Source organism: Sorangium sp. So ce119, from assembly GCF_051524405.1.
Classification (GTDB): Bacteria; Myxococcota_A; Polyangia; order Polyangiales; family Polyangiaceae; genus Sorangium; species Sorangium cellulosum_G.
Window position 1 is genome coordinate 9998946 of the sequence record NZ_CP150310.1, and the last position, 16355, is coordinate 10015300.

Consider the following 16355-nt stretch of genomic DNA (forward strand, 5'->3'; position numbering starts at 1 on the left):
GACAATTTCGACAACACTCACGTAATGACCACGTTCGAGGCGCTGGTCGCCTCGGGGACCGCGCCAGCCGACCCGTGAGGTGCCCTGTGGCACGCCGAGGATCCGGAGGCGGACGCCTCGCGCAGCCGATGAAACAAGCTGTCGTCGAGGTCGGGGCCGGCGGCCTCCTGGCGGTTCTCTCCGGGAGGCGTGATGAACAAGCGTTACAGGACGTAAGCGGGATGGGCGTCGCCATCGCCGGCCCGCGAGGGTCGCCGCGGTGCGAGATCGCGCGCCGGAGCGCGCTGGCCGCGACAGCCGCGGTGGAGTAAAGGGGATTGACCAGGAGGCACCATGGGCATCTCCATCGCGTACAGCGGCAAGCTCCGTGACCCGGCCCTCGTCCCAGAGCTCGTCGGCGATCTCGCCGCCAAGGCCGAGTCTGCCGGCTGGCTCAGCAAGACCATGAGAGAGCTCGTCGCCGAGAAGCGCGTCACCTGCTCCGGTCTCGAGGGGATCACGCTCTACCCCCATCGCGAATGCGAGCCGCTGCACTTCCATTTCGATGAGGAAGGCACCTTCATCAACCACTACTATCATGCCCTCCTCAGCAACACCGAGATGGCGGACATGATGCGTCAAGCGCTGGCCGAGTCCGCCGCCCTCACCCGCAATCTGGCCCGGAGCTCGCAAAGCGCGCCGGCGGACGCCGGGCGCGCCGGCGCGCCGCGCATCGCCGTCCCCGCCCTGCCGGAGGCGCCAGGAGTCGAGTTCTTCAAGCAGGGGAGCCGCTACAACTGGACCAAGACGCAGTTCGCCGGTCCCAAGGTGCACGTCGCCGTGTGCGCCATCCTGCGTTACGTGAAGGAGCGCTATGCGCCCGAGCTCGAGGTCAAGGACGACAGCGGGTACTTCGCCAGCGGCGACTACGAGAAGCTCGAAGCCGAGCTCGCTTACGTCGAACGCCTCGCCGCGATCACGACGGACGCCGTTCAAGCCGCGGCCAAGGCGGGCAAGGGGCCGATGACCCTCGACGCGTTCGTGAACCGCATCAACGAGGAGCTCGCCGAGGCCAAAAACAAGCTGCACTGAGGAGCGGCCAGGAAGCCGGCGCCGGCGCCGCGATTGCGGTCGGCCGCCTCGCCTCTGCTTCCCCGCCGTGCCCCCTGGCGCGGCGGCGCGCCAGGCATCGGTGACAGAACATCACGGCTGGCGCCCTGGCCGGCGGCGGCGTGCCGCCAGCCGGCATCCACCTCGTACCGTCCTCGGTCGCGCTAGGTGACCGGAACCACGATACGACGCCCCTTCACCTTCTCGCGCTTCGCCTTCTTCTCGTGCTTCTTCCCGAGCCCGAGCTGCTCCGCGATCGCCTTGCGCGCCTCGCGCGCGAGCTTGCGGACCTGCTTCGCCTCGTCCTGGGTGATCACGCCGTCCTTGGCGGCCCTGTCGACCGCCGCGCGCACCTTGGCCTGGGCGTCGTCGAGCGCCTTCCGGATCTCGGCGCGGCGCGCGTCGGGGACGCCGCCCTTCTGCATCTTCGCTTCCACCTTCGCGCGCTGCTTCGCGATCTTCGCGTCGACCCGCTTGCTGAAGCTGGCGGCGTCCTGCGGGAACTGGGGCCGGCCCTTCGCGCGGCCGTGATGCGGCGCCTTCGCGGCCGCCGCCGGGGTCTCCTTGGCCGCAGCCGCGGCCGGGGGAGCGGCGGCGCAGAGGGCGACGAGCGCGGCGAGCGCCGAGGTGATGCGAACGAGCTTGTTCATGGATCCTGCCTCTCGAAAGAACGCGATGCGGTGGCGACGAGGTCGCTGCGAAGCGAGCCGAGGCGCTCCTGGCGCCACGCGCTCGGCCGGTCTGACGTCGGCCGGGTGGTTGCTATTCCATCTTCGCAGCGCGTCATTCGCGCGTCACGTGTCACGCGGCGAGCGGGGCGAGCACGGGAGAACGGCGCCACCGCCGGACCAGCGCCGGGATGCATCCCGGAAGGGCAATGTCGGGATGCATCCGCCGGGGAGGCGACGCCGCGTCAGGCGACCACCCCGGTCCAGCGCGGCACCGTCCGGCCGCTCGCGGCCATCGACAGGAGCCGGCTCACGCGCTCCTCGGTCGTCGGGTGCGTCGAGAACCACTTCAGCAGCGAGCTCGCCCCGGCGAGCGGGCTCACGATGAACAGGCTCGCCGTCGCCGGGCGCGCGGCCTCGGAGGGCACGAGCTCGACCCCGCGCTCCAGCCGGGAGAGCGCGCTGGCGAGCGCCTCCGGATCGCCGCACAGCCTCGCCCCCACCTCGTCGGCCAGGTACTCGCGAGAGCGCGAGATGCCGAGCTGCACGAGCGTGGCCGCGATCGGGGCGACGATCGCGAGGGCCAGGCCCCCGAGCAGTCCCCCGCCCTCCTCCTCGTCGGACTGCCCACCGCCGAACAGCCCCGCGAAGCTCACCGCATGGGCGATCGACGTGATGCCCGAGGCGAACGCCGCGGCGATGGTCGACACCAGGATGTCGCGGTTCTTGATGTGCGCGATCTCGTGCGCCAGCACGCCGCGCAGCTCGCGCTCGCTCAGGAGCTGCAGGATGCCCTCGGTCACCGCGACAACGCCGTGCTCCGGGTTGCGCCCGGTGGCAAAGGCGTTCGGCTGCGCGTCCGGAATGACGTAGACGCGCGGCTTCGGGATCTCCGCCCGACGCGAGAGCTCCTCCACCATCCGGTGCAGGCCCGGCGCCTCGTCCGGCGAGACCTCGGCGGCCCTGTGCATCGCGAGCACGATGCGATCCGACATGAAATAGGCGCCCAGGTTCATCGCGAGCGCGAGCACGCCGAACAAGACGAGGTACCCCGGCCCTAGCGCCCCACCGATGGACACCAGGATTGCCGACATGACGCCGAGCAACAGGATCGTCTTGATCTGATTCTTCATGAACTTCGTTACCTCCTCGGAACCCTGAAATGGAGCGCTGCAAACACCGCTCCACCAAGCGGAACGCCGCGCGCGCCGCTCCCACGAACCCGTGGACCTCGGGGAAACCGCGGAACAAGGGCGCCGCAAACGCCGCTCCCGGAGATCGATGTGTCGCGCTCCGCGGCATTGCAATGCCGCGTGCCACGATCAGCAGTCGTCCCATCCGGCGGATTCCCGGCGTGGCGGCCCGGACGGCCCGCCCCGCTCCGCTCCGCCCCATTTCGCCCCGCCGCCCCGTTTCGCCCCGACTCGCCCGCTCCGCCCGCCTCGCCCGGCGTCAGGCCTGCCAGATCGCCAGCAGCCACACCGCGACGCCGGCCGCGCAGATCGCGAGCCCCGGGGCGGCCCGCGGCCAGACCCACTGGCCCGTCACCGTGACCGCGCGCCGCACCACCCAGATCGCCCCGGCCACCCACGCCACGAACGCCGCGACGAGCGCCGCCACCCAGCCGACGCGCGGCGCGTCGTCGCGCGCGAGCGCCTCGAGGTGCTCCCGCGCCACCGCGGCCGCAGGCTCGGTCCGGGTCCCCGGCGGGCGAGGCGCCGCCGCCGAGATCCGGGCGATCGCGGCGTTGGCCTGCTCCAGGTCCTCGGCGTGCGGCGTCGTGAGCCACCGCGTCTCCAGGGCGGCCGTGCGCACCCCGCGCCAGGCGAAGAGCGCGAGCTCGGCCTGGCCGAGGCCCTCGGCCGCCGTCGCGAGCGCGATCAGCCGCTCGTAGGCCACCCGGACGTGCGGGGCGCCGGGCGCGTACCAGCCCGCCGCCCGCCGGGCATGGAGCGCCGCGGCGTGCGGATCGCCGGCGCGCAGGGCCTCCGTGCTCTCGGCGATCTCCCGCTCGCCCGCGACCACCACGCGCACGGACGCCGCGCCGAGGAGGAAACCGACGAGCGCGAGGCCGCGCAGGACGCCGAGCACGACCGAGAGCTTCACAGAAAGTCGCGCTTCTTGAAGACGAACGTCGCGACCGCCAGGAGGCCGAGCGCCCAGCCGACGCACGTGATCGCCGCCCAGCCGAGGTACACGAGGAGGTTCGCGTCGGCGACCTCGCCCGCGAGCAGCGGGCGGGGCGGCACGTAGATCTGCAGGTTCGGCACGACCCGGGACAGCGCGCGCCCCGCGGCGCTGATCTGCGGGCCGAAGTACTTCACCGGCAGCCGCGCGAGCGAGTCGGCGTTGCGCCCGACCAGGAAGAGGCCCAGCGTGAGCAGCGACGACAGGAACGGCGTCGAGAACGACGAGAACAGCGTGGCGATCGCCGCGACGATGCCCACCTCGAGGAACACGAGCGCGCTGCCGGCGAGCACGACGCGCCGCTCCGTGGGGGCGGCGGCCGAGAAGAGCACGCCGAGCGCGAGGAAGACCACCGACCACGGGATGAACCCGTACGTGCGCGCCGCGGGGGAGCGCCACGCCGCGACGCCGAGCACCGCGAGCGACGCGGCGCCGGCGCCCGCCACGAGCGCCGCAGGACGGCCGGCCAGCACGGCGCTGATCTGCAGCACGAGCCCCGCGTCCGCCAGGATGAACACCGCGAGCGTGAGCAGCGTGCCGAGGTACTTGCCGACGAGGTACTCGCCCCGCCGCACAGGGCGGGCGAGGATCGGGAAGATCGTCTTCTGCTCGAGCTCCCGGTAGAGCGACGTCGCGCCGATGATGACCGCGACCGCGATGCTGAACACCGACAGCGACGCGACGCCGAGATCGCTGACGACGCGCGGCGCGTTGCGGAGCGTGTAGGCGCCGACGATGATCGCGTAGAAGGCGACCGCGAACGCGACGCCCGCGAGGCCGATCAGGATGCGCGCCCGGAGCGACTCCCGGTAGGTGTTGAGCGCGATCGCGGAGATCCGGCCGAACATCAGGGCGACGTTAGCAAGGGACAGGGGGAGCTTGCAAAGGGCCGCGGGTCACGGGTCGGCCGCGTCGTCGGGCTCGACGACCCGCACGTCGAGGAACCACAGGCCGTGCGCCATCGCGTGCCCGTCGATCTGGAGGTAATAGACGCCCGGATCGAGCGCGAGATCGAGGAAGCTCCGCTGGGGGCCCACACCGATCGTGCAGGAAAGCGGCATTTCGGTGCCGGGGCAGGTCGGGCCGCGGCGGACCGAGAGCAGCGTCTCGTAGCTCGACCCGGCCATGTCGAGCACGACCCGCCGGCGCGCGGTGAGCGTGAGCTTCAGGAGCTGGTCCCGCGCGCCGCGATCCTCGATGCCGGCGCTGTCGCAGCCCGCGTCGAAGTCGGCGGCGGCGTTGGTCGTGTTGCCCTGGAAGAAGCCGCCGGACTCGGGGATCTCCAGGGCGCCCTCGCAGGCGTCGGAGAACGGGACCAGCGTGGGCGGCGCCGCGGGCCGCACGAACGCCGTCACGCTCACCGGCTGGCCGAGCTGCGACTCCGCCACGACGCGGTACGAGCCCGCCGCGAGCCCGCGCCGCGCGCTCCGGAGCGGGGAGACGTCGCCCTCGCCGCACGCGAGCCGGTCGTCGGGGCCGCCGCACGCCGGCGCGGACAGGGCGATCGCGCCGGCGTCGCCGGACGACAGCTCCTCGACGAGGAGCACGTCGGACGCGACCGGCAGCTCGAGCGCGTACACGGCGTCGACCGCGGCCGGGCCGCAGCCGAGATCCACGTCGTCCTGGTGGCCGACGAGCGACACGGCGACCGTCCGGTTCGGCTCGAGCGCCGCCTCCGACGCGCAGCCCTCGTCGGGCGGCGGCTCGGTGGGCGGCGAGAGCTCCAGCGTCACGAGCGCCGACGTCGGCGCCGTCGCGGAGACCGCGACCGCGTAGCTCCCCGCGGGCAGCGCGCGCCGGAAGAGGTGCGTCGCCACGGCGGTCTGGCAGGTGAGCTCGTCCTCCGGCAGCGCGCACGCGGCGGTCCGCAGCGAGAGCGAGGGCGCGCCGTCGCCGTCGGTCGAGACCGCGTAGAGGTCGACGTCCCGGGGCTCGGTGAGCTCGAACGCGTAGACGAGCTCCCCGAGCTCGGTCTCGCACGCGCCCCCGAGATCCCGGGCGGCGTCGAGGATCGTCGCCAGCACCGGCTCGCCCGGCGCGATCGGCGCCGCCGTGCCGCACGTCTCGTTCTCGGGCGCCGGCGAGGGCGGGAGGAACGCGACGTCGACCAGCACCGGCGCGCCCTCCGCGGTCGTCACGTAGACCGGCAGCGCCGTCGTCCGCTCCGGGTCGCCGAGGCCGCGGGCGCGGAGCTTCGCGAGCTTGCCGCCCTCCGCCGTCGCGAACGGGCGGCCGCACGCGAGCTCCGTCGCGGCGTCGCCGCACTGGCCGGCGAGCGTCACCGCGACGTCCGTGCCCTCGGTCCGCGCCGTCACCTGCACGTCGACCGGCGGCCCCGGCGGCAAGAGCACCGCGGCCACGACGTCGCGCGTGCTCGCCGGGCGGGGCAAGCCGCACGCGCTGGCGTAGTGGAAGCCCGCGCCCGCCGTCGTCATTCCGTACGAGCCCGGCACGGAGATCTCGAGCGCGTCGGCGCAGGTGTCGTGCTCCGGGGACACGCAGCCGTCCTCGTCCGTATCGCCGTCGCAGTCGTCGTCACGCTCGTTCCCGCAAACCTCGGGCTGCGACGAGGACGTCGCGGGATCGGCGTCATCGCAGTCGCCCCCGCCGCAGTGCGCGTCGGGATCGCCGTCGAGATCGGCGTCGCGCGGCGCGCTCGAGCACGTCCTCGTCCGCTCGTCGCACGCGTCGATCGTGCACGAGCTCCCGTCGCTGCACCCGATCGGCTCGCCGCGCACGCAGCCGAGCTGCGGGTTGCAGCGCTCGACCCCGTCGCAGTAGACGTCGTTCTGACACGCGCTGTCCTCCGGCGTGAAGCGGCACCGCCCTGCGGCGGTGTCGCACGCGTCGAAGGTGCAGGGAAATCCGTCCTCACACTGCTCGTCGTCGACGCACGGGCCGCCGAGCGTCGGGTCCGCGGGAGCCAGCTCTCCCCCTTCACCGCCGGCGCCGCCCTCGCCTCCGGCCCCGCCCGCTCCGCCGGTGGACGGGAAGGGGCTCGGAGCGCTCGAGCTGCAGGCAGCGCCCGTCAGGGCCGCGCACCAGACGGCACCGAGAAGCGCGATACGCATCGAGGAGGAAGAAGAGGCAGAGGAGGTCGAGGGGATCGGCATCGAGCGAGGTGAGCGGCAATGAGCGTAGCAGGGCACCGCCACGTCTGGCATCATGGCGCGCGAATCCGCGGAGCGCGGCGGACAGAGGGACAACAGGGTGACCAGCGACAGATTGACCCGACCCGAGTTGACGTGGCTGCTGGCGCAGGAGGCGCGCAGCGCCGCCCAGAAGCTCCGCCAAGGCGTGGGGATGATCGCGACCGAGGCCACGCCGCCGCCGCTGCCGACGCAGGACGACGGCGCGGGCGGCGTCGAGAGCACGCTCAACCGGCTCGACGAGGCGGTGAGCATGCTCGCGTCGCTCCACGGCCGGCCCATGGCGCGCGGGCGGCGCGGCCGCGTCGACCTCACGGCGCTGCTCTGGGAGGTCGCGCCCGAGGCGCGCGTGCAGATCGAGATGGGCGAGGGCACCACCGTGTTCGGCGACGAGACCGAGCTCCGGCGGATGCTCCAGGTGCTCATCGCCCAGGGCGGCGATCCGACCAGCCAGGCCGGCGCGCCCGAGGTGAGCATCCGCCGCGTCGGCGAGGAGGTGAGCGTCCGCGTCAACCTCGGCCCGGAGACGCCCGTGAACTTCGAGACCGAGCGGGTGTGGCTGTCGCGGATGGCGCTCCGCTACGGCGGCCGGCTCGAGCTCGACGGGCTGATGCAGACGCTGACGCTGCCCGCGGAGATCGACCAGCAGCGCCTCGAGGTCGAGAGCCTCAAGAAGGAGCTGGCCGCGGCGCAGGCGCAGGGCGAGGCCTACGCGCGCGAGCTCGCCGCGGTGTTCTCGCGGGTCGAGGGCGAGCGCGAGCGCGGGTCGCTGGCGGGCGCCGTGTCGCGGCTCGGCAGCGATCCGGTGTCGCACCTGCCGCCGAGCGGCGACAGCCTCGCCGTGCTCGTCGCCGCGGCGCGCGTGCTCGGGACGCAGCTCCGCGGCATCCTGTCGGCGATCGGCCGCGACATCGCGCCGCTCCGGAGCCACGGCGGCGACGTGGGCGAGACGGCCTCGTCGGTCGGGCGCCACGTGACGGCGGCCTCGGAAACCGTGAGTGATCTCGCGAGGTTGGGCGCGTGCCCGCTCCACGAGTTCCCGCGCCACTGCGACGTCGCCGACCTGCTGCGCGACGTCGTGAAGGACGACGTCGCGCGCGCCGCCCGCCACGACGTGCGCGTGGTGCTCGAGTCGCCGGAGGCGACGCAGGAGGTGGTGCCGCAGGGCGCGCTGACGGTGCTGCTGCACGCGCTGCTCGACCACGCCATCAGCGCGTCGCCGCCGGGCAGCGAGGTGGTTGTCACGCTCGTCGACAACCCGAGCGGGGTCGAGATCACCTTCGACGACGCGGGCCCGGCGCTCCCTGCCGCGGCGCGGAGCGTGGTGCTGAGCCGCGACTTCGAGGCGGTCGCGCAGGGGCGGCCTCCGGCGGTGCCGCTCATCGCGGCGCACGCGATCGCGGCCCACACGAACTACGGGCTCACCATCGAGGACGGGCCGCGCGGCGAGACGCGGGTGCGGCTCACCATTCCTCGATCGGGGTAGCGCCGAGCTGACCGGCCCCCGGAGAGGGTGTTCGTCGCGCGGGGTGGGGGCCCCGCCGAACTCGCCTGAGACATGAGCCATCCGGCCTTGCCGGATGACTCATGTCTCAGGCTCAGACATCGGCCCATCCCCCACCCCGCGCGACGAACACCCTCTCCGGGGGCCTACCGTCTTCGCGGTATCAGAGACGAGCGGCTCGTCATTCAAAGGAACGAGGTCGACGGGAAGTCGACGTCGACGTTGAGCTGAGCGCCCCGCACGATGCGGAGGTCCTCGAGCGGCAGCGTCGTGGTGACAGGGCGCTCGTCGCCCCGCTCCACGAGCGTGGCTATGGCCCTGTACTCGTCGGGCGGGAGATCCACCGTGATGCTGAAGTCCTCGCAGCTCGCGTACTCCCGCGCCACCTCGCGGCTGCCCCGGTAGACGATCAGCTCGAAATCGGCGCCCTGGCGGCCGCCGTATCGGTCGCAGACCCGCGGGTCGCTCCGGCGGTTCACCGTCCACTCGACCGTGAGGCTCCCGACGGCTGGCCGGGGACGAGCCCCGTCCCGCACGTCGACGATGCAGCCCGCGGCCAGGAAGCCCGATAAAGCGAGACCGCAGAGGGGAAAGACGCTCTTCTCCTGATTCATCCTCGAACCTGTCCTTTCGCTGCTGCCTCACCGTCCATGCGGCGTGTAGAAACGGCGCCCCCGCTCGCGCGGATAGCTCAGCTCGCGCTCCGGCACGTACCGCGGCGACGCCCGGTAGGTCTGCCGGTAGCGCCTGAGCTCCACCGGCTCCTCCTCGAAGATCACCCAGCCCCGGTTCGTCGGGTAATACCACTGGCCGTCGACCAGGTACGCGTAGGTCCCGCGGAAATAGACGCGCGGATAGGCCGCGATCTCCACCGGAACGACCTCCGCGCGCACCGCCGGATAGCCGGACACGACATAGCCCTCCGTCCCGACCGTCGCGAGGCAGCCCGTGAGCAGCGAGGCGCCGAGCCCGAGCGCAGCCGCCGTGAGCACGGACCTCGTCACCGAGCGACACGTGGGCCGTCTTCGCACGAGCGAAGTCACCGTGTTGCTCAGTTTCACGTCATGCTTCACGTCACGCTTCACGTCATGCTTCATGTCATGGTTCACATTCGTGCTCCTCGCGGGGCAGCTCAGCAATGCGAGTGCCAGCGCGGGGCGGCGCGACTCGGGATCTCCGGTGACGGAGCGCTCAGCCGCCCGCGCGCGGCGCGCCGAGCGCGCCGGCGAGCGCGAGCGCGCGCTGGATCTCCGCCGTCGTCACCAGCCCGATCACGTGCTCTCCCCCGTCGAGCACCGCGACCGCGCTCGCCTCGCCGCTCGCCAGCGCGTCGATCGAGCGCGACGCGTCGTCGTCGGCGCGCGCCCTGGGCACGTCGACGGGCATCACCGCGCCCACCGTCGCCGGGGCGACGCCGCGCCCGAGCTGGCGCGCGAGGTCCCAGACCGTGACGACGCCGATCTCCCGGCGCCCCTCGCCGCCCACGGGCTCGTCGATCACCCGCGCGCCGACCAGGTTGTCGCGCAGCAGCCGCTCGGCCACCGCGCGAGGGCTCTCGTCCGCATAGGCGTCGCCGAGCCGATCGGTCATGAACCGCGCGACGGGGACGCCGCGGAGCAGCTCGCGCGTGCTGGAGCGCGCCTGCTCGGACGAGGCGCCCATGTAGACGAACACGGCGATCAGCACGAGGATGAAGTTCCACGAGAGCAGGCCGAAGAGCCCGAAGACCACCGCCATGCCCCTGCCGACCGCGGTGGCGACGCGCGTCGCGCGGACCGGCCCGAGGCGGCGGCGGAGCAGCCCGCGCAGCACCCGGCCGCCATCCATCGGGAACGCGGGGAGCAGGTTGAACGCGCCGATGATCGCGTTCGTGAGCGCGAACGCCAGGAGCGCCGCGCGGACCTCCGCCGGCCCCGGGAGCAGGCGATAGGCGCCGTAGCTGCCGAGCGCGATGCCAAAGCTCATCAGCGGCCCCGCGAACGCCATCCACGCCTCGTGCTCGGGATCGTCGCGCTCCATCAGCGAGACGCCGCCCAGCATCATCAGCGTGATCGAGCGCACCCGGACTCCATTCCTGAGCGCGACGAACGAGTGGGCCAGCTCATGCGCCAGGACCGCGACGAACAGCCCCACCGCCAGGATCCCTCCCCAGGCGAGCGGCGGCAGCCGCATGGACTCTAGTGGGATCTCGAGCGACGACGCGATCAGCGAGAACTGCGACGCCGCCACATACGCGACGTACGGCAGGAATATCAGCAACGTGATGTGCAGCTTGATCGGGATTCCCCGGATCCTCAGGACAGTCAACCCGTGGTCGAACATGTGCCTCCTGGTGCACTCGCACAGATGGGGCCGACAAGCGCCTTCGCAAGCCGCCGAGAGCGCGCCGGCGCATGGAAAACAGGACCATTCGCGCCAATCTGCCCCGCAATGCGCAGGCGCACCCAGGCGGAGGTGGAAGCCGAGGTGGAATGGCCCCGAAATCGGCGGCGAGCGCCGCGCCGACTCGATTCCAGCGCTCGCCGTGCGGTGACGCTTCTGCTCCCACGCCGAGGCGTTCGCGTTCACTCATGTTTCCGTCCCAGGCGGGAATCGTCGCTCGAAATCGCGCAGCGCAGCGCGGCGCGCTCCCCGCGGCGCGTGAATTGGCGTAGCGTGGTGTGACCGAGGTCGCCCATGCGCCAGCGGGTCCCCGATGCATTGATGGCAGCGAGCGCGGAAGAGCTCACGGGCGTCGAGCTCACCGTGCTCGAATCGTCGCTCTCGAGCGGCGTGCCGAGGGACCTCACGGGCCATGTATTCGCGATCGGGCCGGCGGGCTCGATCGATAGCGGCCTGCCCGGGGCGGACAGCGCGCCGATCCCGAACGGCAATGGGATGATCTACCGGCTCGACTTCGACACGGGCGGCCCGGTCCGGCTGACGTCGCGGCTCGCGCGCACCCCCTGCTATCACGCGGACGCGGCCTCGCGGCCCGGCACGCGCTTCGAGGCGCTCGGCTTCCGCGACGCCGGGCTGCTCCGCTTCTCGCCCCACCTCGGCCTGCGCAACCACCTCAACCACGCGCTCGTGCCCATGCACGCGCCGCGCGCGCCGGCGCGCCTCCTCGTCACCGGGGACGCCGGGAGACCCTACGAGATCGACCCGGCGACGCTGGAGCTCGTCACGCCGGTCGGGCGCAACAGCACGTGGTACCCGGCGGTGCCCGTCGATCACCCGTTTCCGGTGACGCTGGCGACCGCGCACCCGTGCTTCGACGCCGCGCGGGGCGAGCTCTTCACCGTCAACCACGGCCGCTCGCTCCTCCCCCGCTTCCTCGCGTCGCTCCCGTGGCTCGACGAGCTCGGCGCGCTCCCGCGCTCCTGGGACCGGCTCGCGTCGGCGGCCGCGTCGATGATCGAGCAGCAGATGCTCCGGCCGAGCGCGGAGCGGCTCGATCTGTTCGCGAAGCGCGCGCTCGAGCTCCTGCCCGCGCGCCTGCGCCCGGGCGCGCCGCCGGGCCCGGGCGACCTGCTGGCGCGGCAGGCGGCGCGCCTCGGCGGCACCCCGCTCGCCGAGGCCGGGGGAGACTTCGTGTTCCTGCTGCGGTGGGACGGCCACAACGAGCCGGAGCGGCACCAGCTCGTCCTGCCGGCGCCGGGCGGCGCGGCGGTGCGGCCGTTGCGGATCGAGCAGAGCGTGCACCAGCTCGGGCTGACGCGGCGCTGGGTCGTGCTCGCGGACACGGCGCCCAGGATCGGCCTGGAGAGCGTGGTCAGCCAGAGCGCGCCGGAGAGCCCCGGCGTCGAGCGCCTCCTCCGGGCGCTGCTCACCATGCCCCAGGAGCCGAGCACGACGTTCTACCTGGTCCGGCGGGACGCGCTGCGGCCAGGCGGCGGGCAGGCCGTCGTGAAGAAGGTCGTCGTCCCCCTGGAGACGCTCCATTTCCTCGTCGATTACGAGGACGCGGGCGACCGCATCACCGTGCACGCGGCGCACAGCTGCGCGACCGATCACGGGGAGTGGCTGCGGTCCTTCGACCGGCACGCGGCCAGCAAGGCCCCGGCGCCGCCGCGGCTCCGCGGGATGTCCCCGTCCGGGCAGGCGGACGTGCACCGGATCGGCCGGTACACGCTCGACGCGGCCGCCGAGCGGGTCGTGGATCAAACGGTGTTCGCCGACCCGGCGCGGGCGCTCGGCGTCGGCCTCTACACGTACCGGGAGACAGGCGCGTCGTGGATGCCGCCCGATCGGCTCGAGAACGTCTACTGGCGCGGCGTCGGGGTCTGGGACGAGCTCTCGACCGAGTTCATCGACCGGCTCTACGCGGCGCACCCGCACCGGTCGCTCCCCCTGGCCGCGCTCCGGCGGATGCGCGCCGAGGGCGGGCACCCCGACAGCCTGTTCCGGTTCAACCACCGCGCGATGCGCATCGAGGATCGCCACGAGCTCCCGCGCCGCGCCGTGGGGGGCTGGATCAGCTCGCTGCAGTTCGTGCCGCGGCGCGGCGGCAGCGGCGCGGACACCGACGGGTACGTGGTCGCGCTCGTCGCGACGGCGCACCGGGCCGAGATCTGGGTGTTCGACGCGACGAACCTGGCGCGCGGGCCGCTCTGCAAGCTCGGGCACCCGTCGTTCCGGCCGGGGCTCACCCAGCACATGGCGTGGCTCAACGCTGTCGCGCCCTGGAGGGGCGGATACCGCGTGCCGGCGGCGGAGGATCACGAGGACTTCGTGGCCGAGGCCCCCACCGACGAGGTGAAGACGCTGTTCGAGGAGGAGGTCTATCCGCGGCTCGCGTGAGGCGCGGCGAGCAGCGGCGCCGCCACGCGGGACCCGAGCAGCGGCGCCGCCGCGCGGGACCCGAGCAGCGCCGCGCCGCGCGCGTCGGGCACGACGCCGTCGCCCCGCTCGAGCAGCACGCCCACGGCGCCGTCGCCGAGGACCGCCTCGAGGTCGTGGCCGGCCCACGGCTGCCCCGCGCGCAGGCGCGACGACCGCACCTCGCTCGCGACGACGAGCGCGCGCCGGAAGCCCCTGTCGAGGTGCCGGTTCGCCACGTGGAGCGCCGCGGCGAGGCCGCCCTGCGCGGACGAGAGGTCGAGCACCAGCTCGGGCGAGAGGCCGGCCATGCACGCGGCGAACGCCGCCGCGCCGCCGTCGCCCCGCGCGCCGTCGCCGCTCGTCATGATGAGGACGTCGACGAACGGGTCGCGGAGCCGCCCCGCCTCGATGAGCTGCCGCAGCACCGCGGCGGCCATGGACAGCGTGGTCTCCGCCGCGCCGGCGAAGCGCCGCTCCACGACCCCCGTCGCCCGCTGGAGCCAGTCGGCGGAGCAAGGGAGACCGTAGCTCGTGACGAGCTCCTGGTTCGTGACGACGCGCTCCGGAAGATACGTTGCGACGGCCGTGATGCGCCCTTCAAGCATGTTCCCGCTCTGCTCCAGCGCCCGCCCCCGGCGCGCGCCGACGATGCAATCCTCCGCCGGGAAGGCTCGATCCGGAGCCCCACCGGCGCCGATCGGCCAGCGCCGGGTACCGCGTCGAGCCGGTGTCCCGGACAGCACGAGACAATCCGCCGTCGACACGACAGGCACCGTGCGACAGCCAACAACTCGGATGCTCCCTCCCCGTCTCCGACGTCATCCACTGGACCATTTACTGAACGTCCTGCGCAAGGGGGAATGACGCCGCTGCGCCCCCGTCCGTTCCCGGAGGAGCGGCGCGCGGCGGCGCTGCGCGTCGCATCGGGGGCGATCCGCCCGCCCGCGATGCGCGCGCCGCGGCGCGTCGCAGGTCCGCGGGGCCGGCCGCGCATGGGGGCCTGCGCGCCTCAGTCGCAGTCGCGCGTCCTCAGGCCGCTGATCGTCGCGGGGGTGGCGCTGTGGTTGATCGCGCCCCAGCACTGCACGGAGGCGTCCGCGAGCCGGGCGCAGCTATAGTGCTTCCCCGCCGAGAGCGCGACGGCGGTCGAGATGCCCGCGACGGGCGTGAGCCGGCCCATGTCGAGCCCTGCGCCCTCGGACTGCCCGCCGCTCGAGCACTGGACCTGCCCCGTCGCCAGGAGCACGCAGGTGTGGAACTGCCCGCCGACCACGGCGACCGCCCCCGACTCGACCAGGGTGACGCCCGGGTCGGACGAGGCGCCGAGGCCGCCGAGCTGCTTGTTCCAGTCCTGACCCCAGCACTGGACCTTGCCACCCTCGAAGACCGCACACATGTGATCTTGACCCGGACCGACGTAGAGCGCCCTGCCCGGGACCGTCGTGGGCGACACGGGGCCGCCCGTGCCTGATGAGGTGCCGATGCCGTGCATTCCGCCGTTGTTCTCGCCCCAGCAGTACAGCTTCGCTGCGTCGGTCACCGCGCAGCAGCCATGGTAATAACAAGCGACCTGGACGGGCGCTTCGCCGCTGAACGTCACGTCCGCGGGGACGTCCCCGCCCCAGCACTTGACGGCGCTGCCGACGATCGCGCACGCGTGGTTGAGGCCGCCGGAGACCATCGTCGCGCCCGCGCCGACGGTGGGCGTCCTGGAGATCGTTGTGTGACGGCCGCAGTGCACCGCGCCCGTGTCGAGCAGGACGCACGCCTCCTCGGTGAAGCCCTTGCCCGTGACCTGGACGACGCCGGTGATCTCCCCGCCCCCCTCGTACGTGAGCGTCGTCGGCGTGGTCGACGCGAAGCACACCGCCTTGCCGTCGACCGTCGTCGCGCACGGGATGGTCGTGCCCGATCCGTTGTTGAGCCCGGCGCACGCCGGAGAATCCGACCCGGTGCCCGGGTCGCTGCCCCCCGCGCCCGTCGTGCTGCTGGCCGAGGTGCTGCTCGCGCCGCTGGCCGAGGTGCTGCTCGCGCTGCTCGCCCCGGTGCTGCTGGCCGAGGTGCTGCTCGCGCTGCTGGCCGAGGTGCTGGTCGCGCTGCCGGCCGAGGCGCTGCTCGCGCTGCCGGCCCCGACGCCGCTCGTCGTCCCGCTGCCGGCGCTGGTGACGCCGGGGTCGCCGCCGCCGGACGCGGCCGCGCCGCCCGTGCCTTCCTCCCCGCCCGACGACGAGCAGGCCATCCATCCACAAGCCAAGAAGCCCAGTATCACCAAGGAACGTTTCGAACTCATGTGAAGACCTCGCGTTGGTACCGCGCTTCCCGGCTCGCCCCTGATTCATGAGACGGGCCCGAGAGGCGCAGAGGACACAGAGACGCTCGTTCTTTCTCCTCCGTGCCCTCGCTGCCTCCCGGATCCACCGCGGAAGCCGGCGCGGTGCCGCCGGGGCAACGGGCTTCGTCTCCAGGGAGGAGCTCGAGGAGCGCAGCACGAAATCTAGCTCAGTCCCACCCCGCGGGTAATGGCTGCAATCTCAGCGTAAAACTTCATTACCACCGAGTTGCCCTGCTGGAGCCCCCGGAAGGCCGCTGGAGATCGATGCCCGATGCGCTCGACAGGAGATCCGAGCGCCGGGCGGCAAACGCCTCTTCGCGCCCCGACTCGCCGCGTCTTCTCCACTCCAGCGGTCCTGCGGTCCTGTTATTTTACGTCCTAGCTGCGCCCAACGCGGAAAGCTGCGGACACGCGACCTAGCCGGATGCGAGCACGCATGAACGGCGCGTAACGTCGCGACATGGCGGCGACACGGCCCGGAGCGGTTATGTCGTGGAGGGTTCGATCACGGCCACGGCGGAGCATTCCGGCCCGAAGCGAGCATTCCGCTCCTGCGAGCGCGCGGATGCACAAACGTGACGACCCGTACGGCGCTGAGCAGGCAGGGCGCAGCGCGGCCGTCT

The 16355-nt window shown here is 72.9% G+C and carries 14 protein-coding genes; 4 read left to right on the top strand and 10 right to left on the bottom strand.

Annotated elements, in window-relative coordinates:
• Positions 1 to 333: 333 nt before the first annotated feature.
• A complete protein-coding gene (locus WME76_RS37835; RefSeq protein ID WP_437957017.1) occupies positions 334 to 1071 on the top strand; it encodes a hypothetical protein in 738 nt (245 codons plus the stop codon).
• Positions 1072 to 1253: 182 nt separating this feature from the next.
• Here WME76_RS37835 and WME76_RS37840 read toward each other — a convergent pair whose 3' ends face one another.
• The 5 genes from WME76_RS37840 to WME76_RS37860 all read right to left on the bottom strand — a co-directional run bounded on the left by WME76_RS37840 (position 1254) and on the right by WME76_RS37860 (position 7015).
• The gene (locus WME76_RS37840) at positions 1254 to 1739 is read right to left on the bottom strand and encodes a hypothetical protein (RefSeq protein ID WP_437957018.1); all 486 of its coding nucleotides are present in this window, start codon (positions 1737 to 1739) and stop codon (positions 1254 to 1256) included.
• A 263-nt stretch (positions 1740 to 2002) separates the two neighbouring features.
• Complete coding sequence (locus WME76_RS37845) at positions 2003 to 2890, bottom strand: zinc metalloprotease HtpX (RefSeq protein ID WP_437957019.1); 888 nt, start codon at positions 2888 to 2890, stop codon at positions 2003 to 2005.
• 319 nt (positions 2891 to 3209) lie between these two features.
• A complete protein-coding gene (locus WME76_RS37850; RefSeq protein ID WP_437957020.1) occupies positions 3210 to 3863 on the bottom strand; it encodes a hypothetical protein in 654 nt (217 codons plus the stop codon).
• Complete coding sequence (locus WME76_RS37855; RefSeq protein WP_437957021.1) at positions 3860 to 4792, bottom strand: ABC transporter permease; 933 nt, start codon at positions 4790 to 4792, stop codon at positions 3860 to 3862. Before WME76_RS37855 ends, WME76_RS37850 begins: the two co-directional genes overlap by 4 nt.
• 48 nt (positions 4793 to 4840) lie before the next feature.
• The gene (locus WME76_RS37860) at positions 4841 to 7015 is read right to left on the bottom strand and encodes a MopE-related protein (protein WP_437957022.1); all 2175 of its coding nucleotides are present in this window, start codon (positions 7013 to 7015) and stop codon (positions 4841 to 4843) included.
• A 154-nt stretch (positions 7016 to 7169) separates the two neighbouring features.
• Between WME76_RS37860 and WME76_RS37865 the strand changes: the two genes are divergently transcribed.
• Complete coding sequence (locus tag WME76_RS37865) at positions 7170 to 8579, top strand: sensor histidine kinase (protein ID WP_437957023.1); 1410 nt, start codon at positions 7170 to 7172, stop codon at positions 8577 to 8579.
• 203 nt (positions 8580 to 8782) lie between these two features.
• On the opposite strand, the gene WME76_RS37870 is transcribed toward WME76_RS37865, so the two are convergent.
• The 3 genes from WME76_RS37870 to WME76_RS37880 all read right to left on the bottom strand — a co-directional run bounded on the left by WME76_RS37870 (position 8783) and on the right by WME76_RS37880 (position 10919).
• Positions 8783 to 9211, bottom strand: a complete 429-nt coding sequence (locus tag WME76_RS37870; protein WP_437957024.1) for a hypothetical protein — start codon at positions 9209 to 9211, stop codon at positions 8783 to 8785.
• Positions 9212 to 9238: 27 nt separating this feature from the next.
• Entirely contained in the window at positions 9239 to 9589 is a 351-nt protein-coding gene (locus tag WME76_RS37875; RefSeq protein ID WP_437957025.1) for a hypothetical protein, read from the bottom strand.
• 199 nt (positions 9590 to 9788) lie between these two features.
• Positions 9789 to 10919: a site-2 protease family protein gene (locus WME76_RS37880; protein WP_437957026.1), complete on the bottom strand. Its 1131-nt coding sequence runs from the start codon at positions 10917 to 10919 to the stop codon at positions 9789 to 9791.
• 381 nt (positions 10920 to 11300) lie between these two features.
• Here WME76_RS37880 and WME76_RS37885 point away from each other — a divergent pair, with 381 nt between their 5' ends.
• Complete coding sequence (locus tag WME76_RS37885) at positions 11301 to 13379, top strand: carotenoid oxygenase family protein (RefSeq protein WP_437957027.1); 2079 nt, start codon at positions 11301 to 11303, stop codon at positions 13377 to 13379.
• On the opposite strand, the gene WME76_RS37890 is transcribed toward WME76_RS37885, so the two are convergent.
• Positions 13361 to 14005 carry a hypothetical protein gene (locus WME76_RS37890; RefSeq protein WP_437957028.1) on the bottom strand — a complete coding sequence of 215 codons (645 nt, stop codon included), beginning with the start codon at positions 14003 to 14005 and terminating at the stop codon, positions 13361 to 13363. The genes WME76_RS37885 and WME76_RS37890 overlap by 19 nt on opposite strands.
• A gap of 404 nt (positions 14006 to 14409) precedes the next feature.
• Positions 14410 to 15267 (bottom strand): RCC1 domain-containing protein, encoded by an 858-nt coding sequence (locus WME76_RS37895; RefSeq protein ID WP_437957029.1) that lies wholly within the window; start codon positions 15265 to 15267, stop codon positions 14410 to 14412.
• Here WME76_RS37895 and WME76_RS37900 point away from each other — a divergent pair.
• Entirely contained in the window at positions 15248 to 15694 is a 447-nt protein-coding gene (locus WME76_RS37900) for a hypothetical protein (RefSeq protein WP_437957030.1), read from the top strand. The genes WME76_RS37895 and WME76_RS37900 overlap by 20 nt on opposite strands.
• Positions 15695 to 16355 lie beyond the last annotated feature (661 nt).